The organism is Agrobacterium tumefaciens (assembly GCF_031801495.1).
GTDB lineage: Bacteria > Pseudomonadota > Alphaproteobacteria > Rhizobiales > Rhizobiaceae > Agrobacterium > Agrobacterium tumefaciens_K.
On sequence record NZ_JAOEGC010000002.1, the window covers coordinates 1,483,225 to 1,497,598 of the forward strand.

General features: G+C 59.4%; 15 protein-coding genes and 1 tRNA gene. 9 read left to right on the forward strand and 7 right to left on the reverse strand.

The annotated features are described in order from the left end of the window. Window positions 1-73 precede the first annotated feature (73 nt). The 4 genes from N7578_RS16610 (at window position 74) to N7578_RS16625 (ending at window position 1,489) form a co-directional block, all read left to right on the forward strand. Window positions 74-149, forward strand: a tRNA-Lys gene (locus tag N7578_RS16610). A 206-nt stretch (window positions 150-355) separates the two neighbouring features. Then, window positions 356-607 (forward strand): hypothetical protein, encoded by a 252-nt coding sequence (locus N7578_RS16615; protein WP_311111377.1) that lies wholly within the window; start codon window positions 356-358, stop codon window positions 605-607. Between the two features lie 235 nt (window positions 608-842). Next, window positions 843-1,067, forward strand: a complete 225-nt coding sequence (locus tag N7578_RS16620; protein WP_311111378.1) for a hypothetical protein — start codon at window positions 843-845, stop codon at window positions 1,065-1,067. Between the two features lie 218 nt (window positions 1,068-1,285). Then, complete coding sequence (locus N7578_RS16625) at window positions 1,286-1,489, forward strand: hypothetical protein (protein ID WP_311111379.1); 204 nt, start codon at window positions 1,286-1,288, stop codon at window positions 1,487-1,489. Between the two features lie 68 nt (window positions 1,490-1,557). Here the strand turns inward: N7578_RS16625 and N7578_RS16630 are convergent, their stop codons facing one another. Beyond that, a complete protein-coding gene (locus N7578_RS16630; protein WP_311111380.1) occupies window positions 1,558-1,803 on the reverse strand; it encodes a hypothetical protein in 246 nt (81 codons plus the stop codon). 480 nt (window positions 1,804-2,283) lie between these two features. Between N7578_RS16630 and N7578_RS16635 the strand changes: the two genes are divergently transcribed. Further along, complete coding sequence (locus tag N7578_RS16635) at window positions 2,284-2,721, forward strand: PACE efflux transporter (protein ID WP_311111381.1); 438 nt, start codon at window positions 2,284-2,286, stop codon at window positions 2,719-2,721. A 208-nt stretch (window positions 2,722-2,929) separates the two neighbouring features. Here N7578_RS16635 and N7578_RS16640 read toward each other — a convergent pair whose 3' ends face one another. Genes N7578_RS16640 through N7578_RS16655 form a run of 4 tightly spaced genes read right to left on the reverse strand, consistent with a single transcriptional unit; the run spans window position 2,930 to window position 6,938 of the window. Beyond that, window positions 2,930-3,523, reverse strand: coding sequence for an ABC-type transport auxiliary lipoprotein family protein (locus N7578_RS16640; RefSeq protein WP_311111382.1), 594 nt, complete (start codon window positions 3,521-3,523; stop codon window positions 2,930-2,932). Between the two features lie 28 nt (window positions 3,524-3,551). Further along, the gene (locus N7578_RS16645) at window positions 3,552-4,922 is read right to left on the reverse strand and encodes an MlaD family protein (protein WP_311111383.1); all 1,371 of its coding nucleotides are present in this window, start codon (window positions 4,920-4,922) and stop codon (window positions 3,552-3,554) included. Window positions 4,923-4,930: 8 nt separating this feature from the next. Beyond that, window positions 4,931-5,767 (reverse strand): ABC transporter ATP-binding protein, encoded by an 837-nt coding sequence (locus N7578_RS16650; protein ID WP_311111384.1) that lies wholly within the window; start codon window positions 5,765-5,767, stop codon window positions 4,931-4,933. Between the two features lie 10 nt (window positions 5,768-5,777). Further along, window positions 5,778-6,938: an MlaE family lipid ABC transporter permease subunit gene (locus N7578_RS16655; protein ID WP_311111385.1), complete on the reverse strand. Its 1,161-nt coding sequence runs from the start codon at window positions 6,936-6,938 to the stop codon at window positions 5,778-5,780. A 143-nt stretch (window positions 6,939-7,081) separates the two neighbouring features. Between N7578_RS16655 and dgcA the strand changes: the two genes are divergently transcribed. Further along, window positions 7,082-8,065, forward strand: coding sequence for an N-acetyl-D-Glu racemase DgcA (dgcA, locus tag N7578_RS16660; RefSeq protein WP_311111386.1), 984 nt, complete (start codon window positions 7,082-7,084; stop codon window positions 8,063-8,065). 58 nt (window positions 8,066-8,123) lie between these two features. Further along, a complete protein-coding gene (locus N7578_RS16665) occupies window positions 8,124-8,750 on the forward strand; it encodes a histidine phosphatase family protein (RefSeq protein ID WP_422646729.1) in 627 nt (208 codons plus the stop codon). Between the two features lie 95 nt (window positions 8,751-8,845). Here N7578_RS16665 and N7578_RS16670 read toward each other — a convergent pair whose 3' ends face one another. Continuing rightward, window positions 8,846-9,685 carry a UDP-2,3-diacylglucosamine diphosphatase gene (locus N7578_RS16670; RefSeq protein WP_311111388.1) on the reverse strand — a complete coding sequence of 280 codons (840 nt, stop codon included), beginning with the start codon at window positions 9,683-9,685 and terminating at the stop codon, window positions 8,846-8,848. Window positions 9,686-9,916: 231 nt separating this feature from the next. Between N7578_RS16670 and N7578_RS16675 the strand changes: the two genes are divergently transcribed. Then, the gene (locus N7578_RS16675) at window positions 9,917-12,232 is read left to right on the forward strand and encodes an NADP-dependent malic enzyme (RefSeq protein WP_311111389.1); all 2,316 of its coding nucleotides are present in this window, start codon (window positions 9,917-9,919) and stop codon (window positions 12,230-12,232) included. 101 nt (window positions 12,233-12,333) lie between these two features. Continuing rightward, window positions 12,334-13,461 carry a DUF2865 domain-containing protein gene (locus N7578_RS16680; RefSeq protein WP_422646709.1) on the forward strand — a complete coding sequence of 376 codons (1,128 nt, stop codon included), beginning with the start codon at window positions 12,334-12,336 and terminating at the stop codon, window positions 13,459-13,461. Window positions 13,462-13,635: 174 nt separating this feature from the next. Here N7578_RS16680 and bluB read toward each other — a convergent pair whose 3' ends face one another. Beyond that, on the reverse strand, window positions 13,636-14,322 hold the full coding sequence (bluB, locus tag N7578_RS16685; RefSeq protein WP_311111390.1) for a 5,6-dimethylbenzimidazole synthase: 687 nt from the start codon (window positions 14,320-14,322) through the stop codon (window positions 13,636-13,638). Window positions 14,323-14,374: the final 52 nt, after the last annotated feature.

Consider the following 14,374-nt stretch of genomic DNA (forward strand, 5'->3'; position numbering starts at 1 on the left):
AATGCATTTCGCCGCTAGACAATCAGAATGATCCTCTTTATACGCCCTCTCACACCACCAGACGGTGGGCGGCGGGTGATTAGCTCAGTTGGTAGAGCAGCTGACTCTTAATCAGCGGGTCGTAGGTTCGAGCCCTACATCACCCACCAAATTCCTCTTCAAAGACAATACGGTAGACGAAAAAGTTAAGAAAGTTTCTTAGCGTTTTGGATCGATTTCCTGCATTTTTTCGGGGTTCGAGAATGGGCTGCTGCTCGGCAATTTCCCGTCCTCCATATTTTCCCCTTTGTCCTGCCCCATCCGTTAAAAATTGCCCGCCACGCCGGTTTTCCCCAAAGCTGTCTTAATCGTACCTATGATTGAGATCATGAGACTGATCGCCAATATATTGCTGCTCGTTCTCGGCATCGTCGGAAGTGGAACGCTTGCTTTCCTGGCGTCATCGGCACTTGCTGAAAATGGCTTCCTCGGCTCCTGCTTCGAGGGTGGCTGCGGTTACGCCGCTATTTTCATGGTTCTGCCGCTGACGTGGTTCGTCATGTTTGCGCTCTACGTGATGGCGCTGCTGATCTGGCGGAAAAAGCCATTTAGACGCGAGGAATTATGATGGTCACAGGCTCTCCACGGCCTGACAGACACGTAACCCGACGTGATGGTTGCAAACACCACCGGCCGTTCGTTGACAGTTGGAACGACTTGCCGCTAACGTCCGGGCTGCTGTGGGGAATCGCTGCCCGCGATGAGTACGAGATATCGATCCGCGCCATCACGGGCCTCTGAAGAGACATGTCGCTGCTTTGTTTGGCGTATGGGACATGCGGGATAACAGGGAGACTTGAACGATGCGGGCCGCCATAAACCCACCATCGCTTTCTATCGGCACGCTGGATTATCAATCGGAATGCCAGTTCGCACTGGAGCCATCCATTTATGGGCTGATTGAAAAGGCCGAAGGCGCCGGATGGAACCGTCAGCAGGCCGCCATGGCCATCATTGCGCTGGCAAGCGAACACGTCGGCGACATAGCAACCGACATCATTCTCGGGGATCAGCGCCCTCTCTCCTGAGGTTGCCTGAGGGCGCAAGGCGGGCGATGCCCGCCATTTGCGCCTTCCAGCCTCACACAACGCGCCCGGCGCGGTTTCCCTGACATACCTGCCGACTTCCAGAGCCGCCTCGCGGCCAGACAGCAAAGCCTTTCCTGCCAATTCATGACGACTCCAGCCATCGTGTTGACATCTGCGACCAAAAATGAGAACATAAAGTGAACATTATGGAGGTCAGCATGAACAGGCCAGACATCACCATACAGGATAGCACGATCGAAAATGCACTTTCCGTCGTGGCACGGTCGCAGGATATGCGTGAGCGGGCGCTTGAGAGAAGACGCGAATTACAGCGACGTACGGAGGTTATCACCACCCGTCCACTGTATGTCCTCAAGAAGCAATCTGGCGAACGTCAGCTATCGCTGAAACTGGACAGCTGAAACAAACGCAACGATCCCGCGAGAACGTGAAGCCCGCGCGGGATGACTGGTTCGAAGCTTTTGCATGTCTATTGCATGCGCTGCAGCGCAGCTTCCGGTTCCCCCACCGTTTCCGACGAGGGAAGACGATCTGTCTTTTTCAGAACAAGGATCGGTTTTTCCACCGGATCAGAGGGCGGCACGATACTGGCAGTCTTGAATTCACGATCGACGGCTGGGACGGAAGCGTTGATCTGTTTATGACCTGCGCACTCCGCAAACGCTGCGCTGGCGGAAAAACCAAATACAGCGGCGATTATGAGAACTGATTTCATGTCATTCTCCCTTCGCTATTATGGCGATCTCCAGTCTATGTGGAGATTATGATGATTGAAAATCACACTTTAGTGGGCACTTGAAAACGGAAATACAGTCTGCGCATGGACTTTCTCTTGCCGGAGGCAAGAAAATCCGGATCGAACACCGCTACCCTTTTTGCACGTCATGTGGTTTCGGGCTTCGAGGACGTCGGAATATCATCGCGGCAAAACTTCCCTTAAGGGGAATGATGATCGGATGATAGGTCGACACCGTTTCCTTGTTCGCGGCCTTTATCGTTCTTCCGGCGGTGGAATTCTGCTGCATGGCATGCCTCCTTCCGAGGCGTTAACGGCGAAAGCAGCGTCTTGTTCCCGATCGCATCTCTTCGAACGCTTGAAAGCATCGCTGCAAGGCTTTATATGGCTCCTGCGAGGACGACCTCGGCCATCATGGCAATCGCATCGGGACGGCCCGGAAACCAACCGGAGAACACCATGCGTTCCCTTGCAGATCGTATCCGCCACGCGCTCAGCTTCGAAATCATCGGCCTTTTGCTGATCGTGCCACTCGGCGCACTCGTTTTCGGCATGCCGATGGAAGACATCGGCATCGTCGGCGTCGTCAGCGCCACCCTGGCAACCACATGGAACTACATCTACAACCTGATCTTCGATCATGTCATGCAGCGGGTAAAAGGCACGACGCTCAAAACCCCGGCGATCCGCGTCGCCCACGCCGTGCTGTTCGAGATCGGCCTGCTGATCGCGCTGATGCCGTTCATCGCCTGGTATCTCGGCATCAGCCTCATGCATGCGCTGGTGATGGATATCTCGTTCGCACTGTTCTATGTCGTTTACGCTTTCGCTTTCAACTGGGGCTACGACCGTCTGTTCCCGCTGCCGGAATGGAAGACGCAGGCTCCTGCGCAATAACCGGCGGCGTTAAAGCGCTCACAGGCATTCGTGCCATCGCCCCGTCATCCCGGCCTTGAGCCGGGATCCAGTGCGATCAAATCTTTGGCCGCGAAAAACTTTTCCCACCGCACATTCGTGCGGCTGTGTTCCGGCTCAAGGTCGGAGTAACGGGAAAAGAATGCCGGCCAGCGATTCTCAGCTTCTCATTCGGCTCAGATTCCCGACATCAAAGCGACTTCAGCGTCCAGTTCACGATGTCGCGTGTCGCCGCCGCAAAGGCCTGATCCAGCGCCTTGACGAAGTTCGCATTGCCCGCACCGCTCACGCGTGCACCGGCGCGGAAAACCTCCTGCGCCTTCACCGTACCGTTTCGGTCGTTGAGAAGCTTTATCGAGATTTCAATATTGGCGACATTACGCACCGTGTCGACCTCGAAGGCCCGGATGTCGGTCACGACCTGATAGTCGATGGCCAGCCCCTGCCCCGGCCTGCCAACGCCGCCAAGCCTGCCCGTATCCTCGAAGGCCTGCACCAGCTTCGACTGCACCATGCGCGGCAGGCGGTCGCTCCATTGCGAACTGGCGAGATACTGCACTTCCGATCCTGATAGCCTGACAACGATGTTCTCGCTGTCCAGCGCCTTCAGCGCGGTCGGATCGGCAATCAGCAATTGCCTGCTTTTCAGCGACGGCCCCTGCGTGACGGCGGCGGACGACACCGAAAGGTCGAACGTATCGTTCTTCGGGCTTCCCGCGCATCCGGCAAGCAGCGCGGAGATCAGTGGAACCAGCAAAAGGCCACGGTACACCTTGCCGCTCATTGATTGTCTCGTCACCCCTGCACCCCTTTTAACGCCGCGTTCTGCCATCATACTGTTTCACGGTTTCGCCCCCGAAAATCAACCGCTGCGGATCGCGGTCGATATTGGTGATGGCATTGTTGAGATTATCGACCGTCTCGCGCGTGGTCCCGATCAACGCCTGCAGATCCTTCAGGCCCGAACCGGAGAAGCGGGCAAGATTGTCGGCAATCGGACCGATGCGCGCATTGAGATTATCGGCAACGGCCTTGAAGGACGCCAGCGTTTCACGCGCCTTGGCGAACAGCGAATTGGCATCATCCGTACCGAGCATGGTGTCCACCTTCGCCAGAATGCCGTCGACACGGCTGGAGGCAAGGTTCAGCTTGCGGCCCATTTCGGTGAAATCGGAAACGGCCTGATCGATATCGGCGCGGCGTGCACCCACATCGTCGGCAATCCGCTTGAAGTTGGCAACGGCGTCACGGGCATCGGCCGTGGCGGTGGAAACGTCGTCCACGACAGTACCGACTTTGGCCGGATCGACGGATGCCAGAAGCTCGTCGGCGCGTTTCACGACCGTCTGCACCTCGGTGCTGGCTGCCTCGAAATTGCGCGCCGTGGTCTGCACCGTTTCCATGATGCCCTGAATATCGCTCGAGGCGTTGGCCACGTCCTTCGTCACCTTGTCGACATTGGTGAGAATGGAATCGATCTTGCCAGCATCGACGGCCTTAACCAGATTCTCCACCGCCGTCAGCGTGCTGTCCAGGCGCACCGAAACGGATTGAACCGTCGTGGAAAGCGAGCTCAGGCTGGCGATGAACGACTTGATGCCATCGGAGTTGGCGGCCAGCGCATCGGAAAATTTCTCGGCGTTGCGCACCGTCTGCGTCAGCGGACCGCGCGCATCCTGCACGAAGCCCTGCAGTTCGCCGATTGCGCCGTCCGCCCTTTTCAGGATCTTGTCGGCGGTGGCAAGCAGGTTGGTCACACTCGAAAGATCGGCCGTCAGCTCTGCCGGGACGCCGGTATCCACGGCCTTCTGCAGAATGCGCTCGCCATCCTTGTTCCCGCCGGAAAGCTCGATATAGGCAGCACCCGTCAGGCCCTGGATTTCAAGAACGGCACGGGTCGATGGGAAAACCGGAGCATCCGCCTGCACCTCGGTAAAGGCGATGGAATAGGCCGGATCGTCACGGTCGATGGAAAGTCCCCGCACGGTTCCCACCGGAATACCGTTGAACCGCACCGGAGAGCCGACCGAAAGACCGTTCGCGGAGCCGGGAATGCGCACGACAAGCTGCGCCGTCGGTCCGCCACGGCCGAATTCCGCCATCCAGTAGACGAATCCGAAAGCGGCGGCGATCACGATCAGCGTGAAAATTCCGACAATGGTGTAGTTCGCCTTGGTTTCCATACTGTTCGTTACTCCACCGGATTTCCCTGTCTGCCGTCCGGAAGAACGACAGAACGCGCCCGCTTTCCGCGAAAATAGGACTGCACCCAGGGATCGTCACAGGCAAACATGTCCTGAAGCGTTCCCTCGACCAGAACCTTCTTCTGTCCCAGCACCGCAATGCGGTCGCAGACGGAGAATAGGCTGTCGAGATCGTGCGTCACCATATACACGGTCAGACCGAGCGAATCGCGCAAGCGCGAAATCAGCATATCAAATTCCGCCGCCCCTATGGGATCGAGGCCCGAGGTCGGCTCGTCGAGGAACACCAGATCGGGATCGAGCGACAGAGCGCGGGCCAGTGCGGCGCGCTTTATCATGCCGCCCGACAGTTCCGAAGGGTACTTGTCGCCCGCATCAGGTTTCAGGCCGACCATCTCGATTTTCAGATAGGCAAGCTCGTCCATCAGCTTCTGCGGCAGATCCAGATATTCCCGCATCGGCAGCTGGATGTTTTCCTTCACCGTCAGGCCGGAAAACAGCGCGCCTTGCTGGAACAGCACGCCAAGACGCGTATCGAGCTTCACCCGTTCATCCTCGGTCGCCTTGTCGTAGTCGGTCCCCAGAATGCGGATCGTGCCCGCCTGACGCGGCAGAAGACGCAGCACGGCGCGCATCAGCACCGACTTGCCGGCACCGGACGGGCCGATGAAGCCGAGGATCTCCCCGCGATAAACGTCGAGGTTGAGATTTTCCAGCACGTTCTTGCCGCTGAAACCGACCGTGACGCCTTCCACGGAAAGCACCACTTCGCGGTCGCTCTGCGCTTTCCCGGTCGGCTGGACTTGTGTGTTCGGCTGGTTCAACGCGCCCTCCTCAAAAATCGATGGCGGCGTAGAAGATGGCAAACAGACCATCGACCAGAATGACGACGAAGATCGATTTCACCACGGAAGAGGTGACGTGCTGGCCGAGCGATTCCGCCGAACCGCCGACCTTCATGCCCTCTACCGCAGCCACGATTCCGATGATCAGCGCCATGAACGGCGCCTTGATCATGCCGGCCGCGATGGTGGACTGTTCGACCGCCCCGTGCAGACGCGACAGGAACACCTCGAAGGTGATGCCGGAGTAAAGCAGCGCCACGACCGCCGCCCCGAAAAGTGCGGCGAAGTTGGCAAGAATGGTCAGGAGCGGCAGCGCGATCGTCAGCGCCACGAGACGAGGAAACACCAGCACACCGACGGGATTGAGGCCGATCACCTTCAGCGCGTCGATTTCCTCACGCATCTTCATGGAGCCGATTTCCGCGGTGATGGCGCTGCCCGAACGGCCGGCGATCATGATCGCCGTCAGAAGAACGCCGATTTCGCGCAGCTGCAGAATGCCGACCAGATCGACGACGAACACTTCCGCGCCGAAATAGCGAAGCTGGAACGCCCCCTGCTGGGCAATGATAGCACCGATCAGAAACGACATCAGCGTGATGATCGGCACGGCGCGTACACCCATGTGATCGATCTGGTTGACGATGGCTGCCGGAGAAACGCCACGTCCGCGCCCGAGCTTCATCTGCGCACCGCGCACGGCGGAGCCGAGAATATACATGCCCGCCAGAAAATCCGCGCCGCTCTGGATGACCGTCTCGCCGATGGGCGCGAAGATGCGCTCCGACCAGCCGCGCTTCTGCGCTGGCTCGCTCGGCTGCGGCGAGTGGTCAGGCAACTGGCCTATCAGGTCTTCGACACGGCTATTGCCGCCGAGGCTTACGGTCGCGCCACGCGCCTCAAGCTCCTGCCGCAACCGGTGAATGATCCATGCGCCGGTTGTATCGATTGCCTCGACACCCGAAAGATCGATGTCGGCTGCACCGCCTGGCGCAACCTTCGCAATCTTCTCCACCGCCTCGAAAACATGCGCCAGATCGCTGTTGCGCCAAGAGCCGGTCAACACATAGCGAACGCCGTCACCGTGGACATTGCTGTCCTCGGATATCGCGGCCGGGTTCGCCTGTTGCCGTCTGTCCTGTTCTTGCATAATGCTCCGAGCGAATGCAGCCTTCGTGAGATTCTTAAAGGTTTCATAACGTTTTAGCCTTTGACAGGCCACAGTGGGGGCTGACAATTCGTAATAAATTTGGCGTCATCCCCTCTTTTGCCGCTCATTCGGAAGTGAAAAACATGCCCCGTTACCTTCAAGCCACAACTGAACGCTTCCCCGTTGCCGGAAGCTTCACCATCTCGCGCGGCACCCGCACTCACGCAGATGTCGTAACGTGCACGATCCACGACGGTTCCGTCACCGGGCGGGGAGAATGCGTACCCTACCCGCGTTATGGCGAAAGTATCGAGGGCGTCATCGCCGATATCGAAGCCGTGGCTGATACCGTGGCGGCAGGGTTGACCCGAGCCGAACTGCAACGTCTGATGAAACCGGGCGCTGCCCGCAATGCGGTGGATTGCGCGCTCTGGGATCTGGAAGCCAAGGCAAGCGGTAAAAACGTGGCGGATCTGGTGCTGGGCGCCCCGGCAATGCCGCTCGTCACCGCCTATACGATATCGCTCGGCGATCCCGAAACCATGGCGGCGAAGACGGCAGAAAATGCAAACCGCCCGCTTCTGAAGATCAAGACCGGTACGCAGGATGACGAGCCGCGCCTGCGCGCCGTTCGCGCTGCCGCCCCGAACGCCCAGATCATCATCGATGCCAACGAAGGCTGGAACGACGGCAACATCGAATATTACCTGCGTCTGGCGGCCGAACTGAAGATCTCACTGATCGAACAGCCGCTTCCCGCCGGCAAGGACGATATCCTCGCGCGCATCGACCATCCGGTGCTGATCTGCGCCGACGAGAGCGTGCACTCCACCGAAGACCTTGAACAACTGCGCAACCGTTACGATGCCATCAACATCAAGCTCGACAAGACCGGCGGCCTGACGGAAGCGCTGGCCATGAAGGCGGAAGCCGACCGGCTGGGTTACACCGTCATGGTCGGCTGCATGCTCGGCACCTCACTGGGCATGGCGCCCGCCATCTTCGCAGCACAGGGCACGGCCTTCGCCGATGTCGACGGCCCTCTGCTGCTCGCCGAAGACCGCCAGCCCGGCCTCCTTTACGAGGGCTCGCTCGTCTACCCGCCAAAACCGGAATTGTGGGGGTAATGGTGCGCGGCAGGCACAGCAGGCTGTGGAATGGGGCAAAGTGTTTCTGTTTTAGTCCATCAACGAGGTCCTGAGCGTGCCTACCATCTATCTGTTGAGACATGGCGAAACCGTCTGGAACACCCTTGGGCGGTTTCAGGGTCAGAAAGATTCTCCGCTGACGGCTCACGGTATCGAGCAGGCAGATCTGGTCGCGCGCACACTTGGTCGCGAAATTTCTAACGGCCATCAGTCTTATGAAATGCAGATAAGTCCTCTCGGCAGAACACGCGAGACGGCGCACAGGGTTCAACGCGTGCTGCCACTTCGTACCACCGAAGATGGACGCCTCATGGAGGTCACGGTCGGCTCATGGGATGGAATGACCAGATTTGAAATCGACTCCGAATTTCCCGGCCATCTCGATGGCTCGGATGCCTTCGACTGGTATTTCAGATCACCTGACGGCGAAAGCTTCGATGATGTCTGCAAACGTGCAAAGGACTGGATTGCCGGTATCCAGCGTCCAACGGTCGCTATATCTCACGGTTTGTTCGGCAGGATTATCAGGGGTGTCTACCTCGGCCTATCGAAACGGGAGATGCTCGAACTCCCGGTCCCCCAGGACGGCTTTTATCGCCTCAGTGAAGGCGTTGTTTCCGCTATAGATGCGTCATCATCTGCCGCCGCTCAATCGTCCCCATGATGCTGAACGGCTTCAAGCCGCATGGAATGAGGTCACAGGGCATAATCACTGGCGTTATCATCCCCGGGCTTGCCCCGAGGACGACCTGAGTTCGATCACGCGGCCTGTTGGCCGATAAGGCCGGGAATGTTGACCGGCTCCATCTCGTCCGATGCATGTTCGGATGCAATATCGCTCGCCTGCATCCAGGTAATCAGCTCGAAGCTGCCATCCATGTTTTCGGCAATAGCCGTGCAGCTTTCCACCCAGTCGCCGGTGTTGATGTAGCGGATGCCCTCGATCTCCTCCATCACCGCATGGTGGATATGGCCGCAGATCACCCCGTCCACATTGTTGCGGCGCGCCTCGTCGGCAACGACACGCTGGAACTCGCCGATGAAGTTGACGGCATGTTTCACCTGCAGCTTCGCCCAGGCGGAGAACGACCAGTATGGCAGGCCGATACGGCGGCGCACGGCAGCGATTGCGATGTTGAGCGCGATCGCAGCATCATAGGCCCAATCGCCAAGATAGGCGAGAAGCCGTGCGTTGCGCACCACCACGTCGAACTCGTCGCCATGGATGACGAGATATTTCTTGCCGTCCGCCGCCTCGTGGATCATCCGCTCGGCCACTTCGATGCCGCCGAAGTGGGTGCCGGGAAACTCACGCAGGAACTCGTCGTGATTACCGGGAATATAAACGATCCGCGTGCCCTTGCGCGCCTTGCGCAACAGCTTCTGCACCACGTCGTTGCAGCCCTGCGGCCAGTACCAGCTGCGCCGCAGACGCCAGCCGTCGATGATGTCACCGACCAGAATGAGCGTGTCCGCTTCGTGATGTTTGAGGAAGTCGAGCAGGAAATCCGTCTTGGCCGCCTTCGAGCCAAGGTGGACATCCGAAATGAAAAGCGTTCTGAACTGTCTGGGCTCAATTTGACCGGCCACGGAATTCATCCCCCTGTTCGGCTTGCGTCTCTTGCGACTTTCATGCCCCTCAGAACCAGACTCGTGTTTCAGCAAAATGACAGACAGACTTTTTTGTGACGAAACCGCCTTTCTTCGTCACGAAAATGCGAATAACCCATGCCCTCAATTTGCATGACGCAGCGGCAAATAACGGCTGTACGCGCTGACTGTTTGTTGTATGCAGGTGCCACAAGAAAAACAGATATGACGGTGAAAAGCATGACGTCTCAGGATAAGAACAAATCGCCCGCCACCACGGCAAAGGCCGACATTGAGGAACAGGCGCTCTTTTTTCACCGCTATCCGCGTCCCGGCAAACTGGAAATCCAGGCAACCAAGCCGCTTGGCAACCAGCGCGATCTGGCGCTTGCTTATTCGCCGGGCGTTGCCGCACCCTGCCTCGCCATCCATGAGAACCCGGAAACGGCCGCCGACTATACGGCCCGCGCCAACCTCGTCGCGGTGATCTCGAACGGTACGGCTGTGCTTGGCCTCGGCAACATCGGCCCTCTGGCCTCCAAGCCTGTCATGGAAGGCAAGGCCGTCCTGTTTAAGAAATTCGCCGGTATCGACGTGTTCGACATCGAAATCGACGCGCCCGGCATCAACGACATGGTGTCCACCATTTCCGCGCTGGAACCAACCTTCGGCGGCATCAACCTTGAGGACATCAAGGCGCCGGAATGTTTCGAGGTCGAGCGCCAGCTGCGCGAAAAAATGAACATTCCGGTGTTCCACGACGACCAGCACGGCACGGCCATCATCGTCGCGGCCGCCGTCACCAACGCGCTGGAACTGACCGGCAAGTCGCTTTCGAGCGTCAAGATCGTCGCCTCGGGCGCCGGTGCGGCAGCGCTTGCCTGCCTCAATCTGCTCGTCTCCATGGGCGCGAAGAAGGAAAACATCTGGGTCCACGACATCGAAGGCCTCGTCTACGATGGTCGCAACACGCTGATGGACGAGTGGAAGGAAGTCTACGCCCAGAAGAGCGACAAGCGCGTGCTTGCCGAAACCATCGATGGCGCTGACGTCTTCCTCGGCCTCTCGGCCGCGGGCGTGCTGAAGCCTGAACTCTTGGAGCGCATGGCGGAAAACCCGCTGATCCTGGCGCTTGCCAACCCAAACCCGGAAATCATGCCGGAAGCTGCCCGCGCGGCCCGTCCGGACGCGATGATCTGCACCGGCCGTTCGGATTTCCCCAACCAGGTCAACAACGTTCTCTGCTTCCCCTATATCTTCCGTGGCGCGCTGGATTGCGGCGCAACGACGATCAACGAGGAAATGAAGATGGCCGCCGTCGAGGCCATCGCAGCGCTGGCGCGTGAAGAAGTCTCCGAAGTCGCCGCGAAGGCTTACAGCGGCGATACACCGGTCTTCGGCCCGAACTACCTCATCCCCTCGCCGTTCGATCCGCGCCTCATTCTGCGCATCGCGCCGGCCGTTGCCCGCGCAGCCGCGGCAAGCGGTGTGGCTGCACGCCCGATCACGGATTTCGAAGCCTATCTCGACCAGCTGAACCGCTTCGTGTGGCGTTCAGGCTTCATCATGAAGCCGATCTTCAACGCGGCCAAGGTCGCTGAAAAGAAGCGCATCATCTTTGCTGAAGGCGAAGACGAACGCGTGCTTCGCGCCGCCCAGGTTCTTCTCGAGGAAGGCACCGGCGTTCCGATCCTGATCGGCCGTCCGCAGATCATCGAAACGCGCCTCAAGCGTTTTGGCCTGCGTATCCGTCCGCACACCGATTTCGCCGTCGTCAACCCGGAAGACGATCCGCGTTACCGTGAATATGTCGATGACTATTTCGCGCTCGTCGGCCGCGTCGGCATCAACCCGGAAGCAGCCCGCACCATCGTGCGTACCAACTCGACCGTCATCGGCGCACTGTCGGTGAAGCGCGGCGAAGCGGACGCCCTGATCTGCGGCCTGGAAGGCCGTTACGATCGCCATCTGCGGGACGTCAACCAGATCATCGGCAAGCAGGAAGGGGTTCGCTCCTTCGCGGGCCTCAGCCTGCTCATCACCCAGCAGGGCGCACTGTTCCTGACGGATACCTTCGTCAATTACGACCCGACCTCGGAAGAAGTGGCCGAAATGGCGGTGCTTGCCGCCAAGGAAATCCGCCGCTTCGGCATCACGCCGAAGATCGCGCTCGCCAGCCACTCGAACTTCGGCTCCCGTGACTCCGAAAGCGCCCGCAAGATGCGCCGCGCTCTCCAGATCATTCAGGACGCAGCGCCGGAACTCGAAGTGGACGGCGAAATGCAGGGCGGCTCGGCACTCTCTGAAGCATTGCGCAAGCGCGCCATGCCGAACAGCGCGCTGACCGGCGAAGCCAATCTTCTGGTCTTCCCGAACCTCGATGCCGCCAACATCACGCTCGGCGTCACTCGCACGCTGACGGAAGGCCTGCATGTCGGCCCGATCCTGCTCGGCACGGCCCTACCGGCACATATCCTGTCTCCGTCCGTCACCTCGCGCGGCGTCGTCAACATGGCGGCTCTGGCCGTTGTTCAGGCAGCGCACCCTTCGGTGTGATGGCGTCCTGACGGGATATTAACGCAATTTTGAACGCGCTGTTGCCGCCTTGCGGCAACAGCATATGCTAAAGTCCGAAACAGACACCCTTTGGACGGGCCATGCCGATGGCATTGCCTGCAAGACCGGACGGAACGGACAAATTGATCTGCCGCAGCCGCATGACCGGCTTTCTTTTCGCGATATTCCTTGCAGCGCCCGTCGCGGCTTTCGCCAACGAGGTCTGCGACACCCTCAACGCGCAACTGCGTGAACCGCCGCGCGTCATCGGCAATACGGCTGAAGTCCGCTTTTACGCCAATGCGCTCGCACGCCAGAACATCGCCATTCGCCGCATACGGAACGATATGCGCAGCTATGGCTGCTCATCCGACAACATCGTCACTTACGGCAATCCCAATGCCGGTATCTGTGCGGAAATCGGCGATGCGCTGCTGGATGCCGAGGGGGAACGCGATGCCATCATCCGCGACCGTGACGAGGCGATGGCGACACAGCACGACAACGATGCCGGCATCCGACGCGAACGCATTCTGGCCGCCCTCGACGCCAATGGCTGCACCACGGCATCGGCCGAGCCACCTCCCGTAACGGAACGTGACGTTACGATATACGGAACCGCACCGCGCCCTCAGAACCCAGGCTTGCCATCCTATCCGGACCCGTCGCAACAGGCGGGCCTCAGAACCCTGTGTGTGAAGACCTGCGACGGCTCATTTTTCCCGATAGCCTCCAACGCCTCGCCGCTCGATTTTCGCGGACAGGCCGAACAGTGCCGCAACATGTGTCCCGGCACGCAAACCGAACTCTATTTTCATTCCATGAAGGATCAGGAGACGTCCGACATGGTGTCGGCCGAAACCGGCAAACCCTACAAGGAACTGCCGACCGCCTTTGCCTATCGCAATGCCTCCGCCAGACAGGAGGGCTGCTCCTGCAACATGGCAGCCTATCAGGAAGAGATGAAAAGCCGGGAGGCGGCGGTAACGCCACAGGCGGAACAGCCCTATTCCAGCATCACGACCATCACGTCACCACCCGCCGACAAGATCACGAAGCCAATAGAGCCGGAAACGGCAAAGGTGCCTGAACAGCCTGTAGCGGAACGCGACTACGATCCGCACAATGACAGGGTGCGCGTTGTCGGCCCCAAATTTCTGCCGGACGAGACAAGCCGCATCGACCTCAAAAACCCCGCCCTCAAGGGCATACAGCCGCAGCAGCAGTGACGAGATCCTGTTCACCGCCCTCTCCTTCGTCATCCTCGCCCTTGAGGCGAGGATCCACGTTGGGAAGTGGTGATGGTTTTCCCGGTCACATCCGAGGATGACGTCGAGGGTGCAAGGCCCTTCAAGGTCGAGTCAGCTTTTCTACCTGCGCAAGGCTTTCATCCCGCTCCGCTCTCAACGATTTCCCCAGCCGTTCCTGAACACCAGTTCCTCGAGCGGCAGGCGCTGCCGCCAGCCCTTCACCGCAAGCTCCGGCTCGGCATAAAGCTCGTTGACGCGGCCGACGCAGAGCCATGCGACAATTTCGATGTGATCGGGGATATCGAGAATGGCACGGATATCGCTGTCGTGGAAAATGCTCAGCCAGCCGACGCCGACACCTTCTGCACGCGCCGCAAGCCAGAGGTTCTGAATAGCGCAGACGGTGGAATAGACATCGGTACGCGGGTTATGGGTGCGTCCCAGCACCACCTCTCCGCCACGCGTCGGATCGCAGGTGACGCAGATGTTCAGCGGCGCCTTGCGAACGCCCTGCAGTTTCAGCTGGCGGTACAGCGCCTGCCGCTCGCCGGAAAACATCGCCGCCGCTTCCTCGTTGGCACGGCAGAACGCCACCCAGGCCGCCTGCTTGATCGCGCCATCGGTGACAAGCGTGAAATTCCACGGCTGCATGAAACCGACGGACGGTGCAGCATGCGCGGCATTCAGCAACCGCTCCACCAGATCGTCCGGCAAGGGATCGGGCAGGAACTCGTCGCGCACGTCACGGCGCGTTTCGATGGCGCGGTACACCGCCGCCTTGTCGTCTTCGGAAAATTCACCGGCCGGGCGCATGGCCCTGCGGACGTCATCGTGTAGCATCGTTTATCCCCAACAATGCAGCGGCACGGCGCGCTCGCGACGCACCAGCCTC

Coding starts and splice junctions, on each gene's coding strand:
- N7578_RS16615 (WP_311111377.1), top strand. CDS start 356: ATGATTGAGATCATGAGACTGATCGCCAATATATTGCTGCTCGTTCTC.
- N7578_RS16620 (WP_311111378.1), top strand. CDS start 843: ATGCGGGCCGCCATAAACCCACCATCGCTTTCTATCGGCACGCTGGAT.
- N7578_RS16625 (WP_311111379.1), top strand. CDS start 1,286: ATGAACAGGCCAGACATCACCATACAGGATAGCACGATCGAAAATGCA.
- N7578_RS16630 (WP_311111380.1), bottom strand. CDS start 1,803: ATGAAATCAGTTCTCATAATCGCCGCTGTATTTGGTTTTTCCGCCAGC.
- N7578_RS16635 (WP_311111381.1), top strand. CDS start 2,284: ATGCGTTCCCTTGCAGATCGTATCCGCCACGCGCTCAGCTTCGAAATC.
- N7578_RS16640 (WP_311111382.1), bottom strand. CDS start 3,523: ATGAGCGGCAAGGTGTACCGTGGCCTTTTGCTGGTTCCACTGATCTCC.
- N7578_RS16645 (WP_311111383.1), bottom strand. CDS start 4,922: ATGGAAACCAAGGCGAACTACACCATTGTCGGAATTTTCACGCTGATC.
- N7578_RS16655 (WP_311111385.1), bottom strand. CDS start 6,938: ATGCAAGAACAGGACAGACGGCAACAGGCGAACCCGGCCGCGATATCC.
- dgcA (WP_311111386.1), top strand. CDS start 7,082: ATGCCCCGTTACCTTCAAGCCACAACTGAACGCTTCCCCGTTGCCGGA.
- N7578_RS16670 (WP_311111388.1), bottom strand. CDS start 9,685: ATGAATTCCGTGGCCGGTCAAATTGAGCCCAGACAGTTCAGAACGCTT.
- N7578_RS16675 (WP_311111389.1), top strand. CDS start 9,917: ATGACGTCTCAGGATAAGAACAAATCGCCCGCCACCACGGCAAAGGCC.
- N7578_RS16680 (WP_422646709.1), top strand. CDS start 12,334: ATGCCGATGGCATTGCCTGCAAGACCGGACGGAACGGACAAATTGATC.
- bluB (WP_311111390.1), bottom strand. CDS start 14,322: ATGCTACACGATGACGTCCGCAGGGCCATGCGCCCGGCCGGTGAATTT.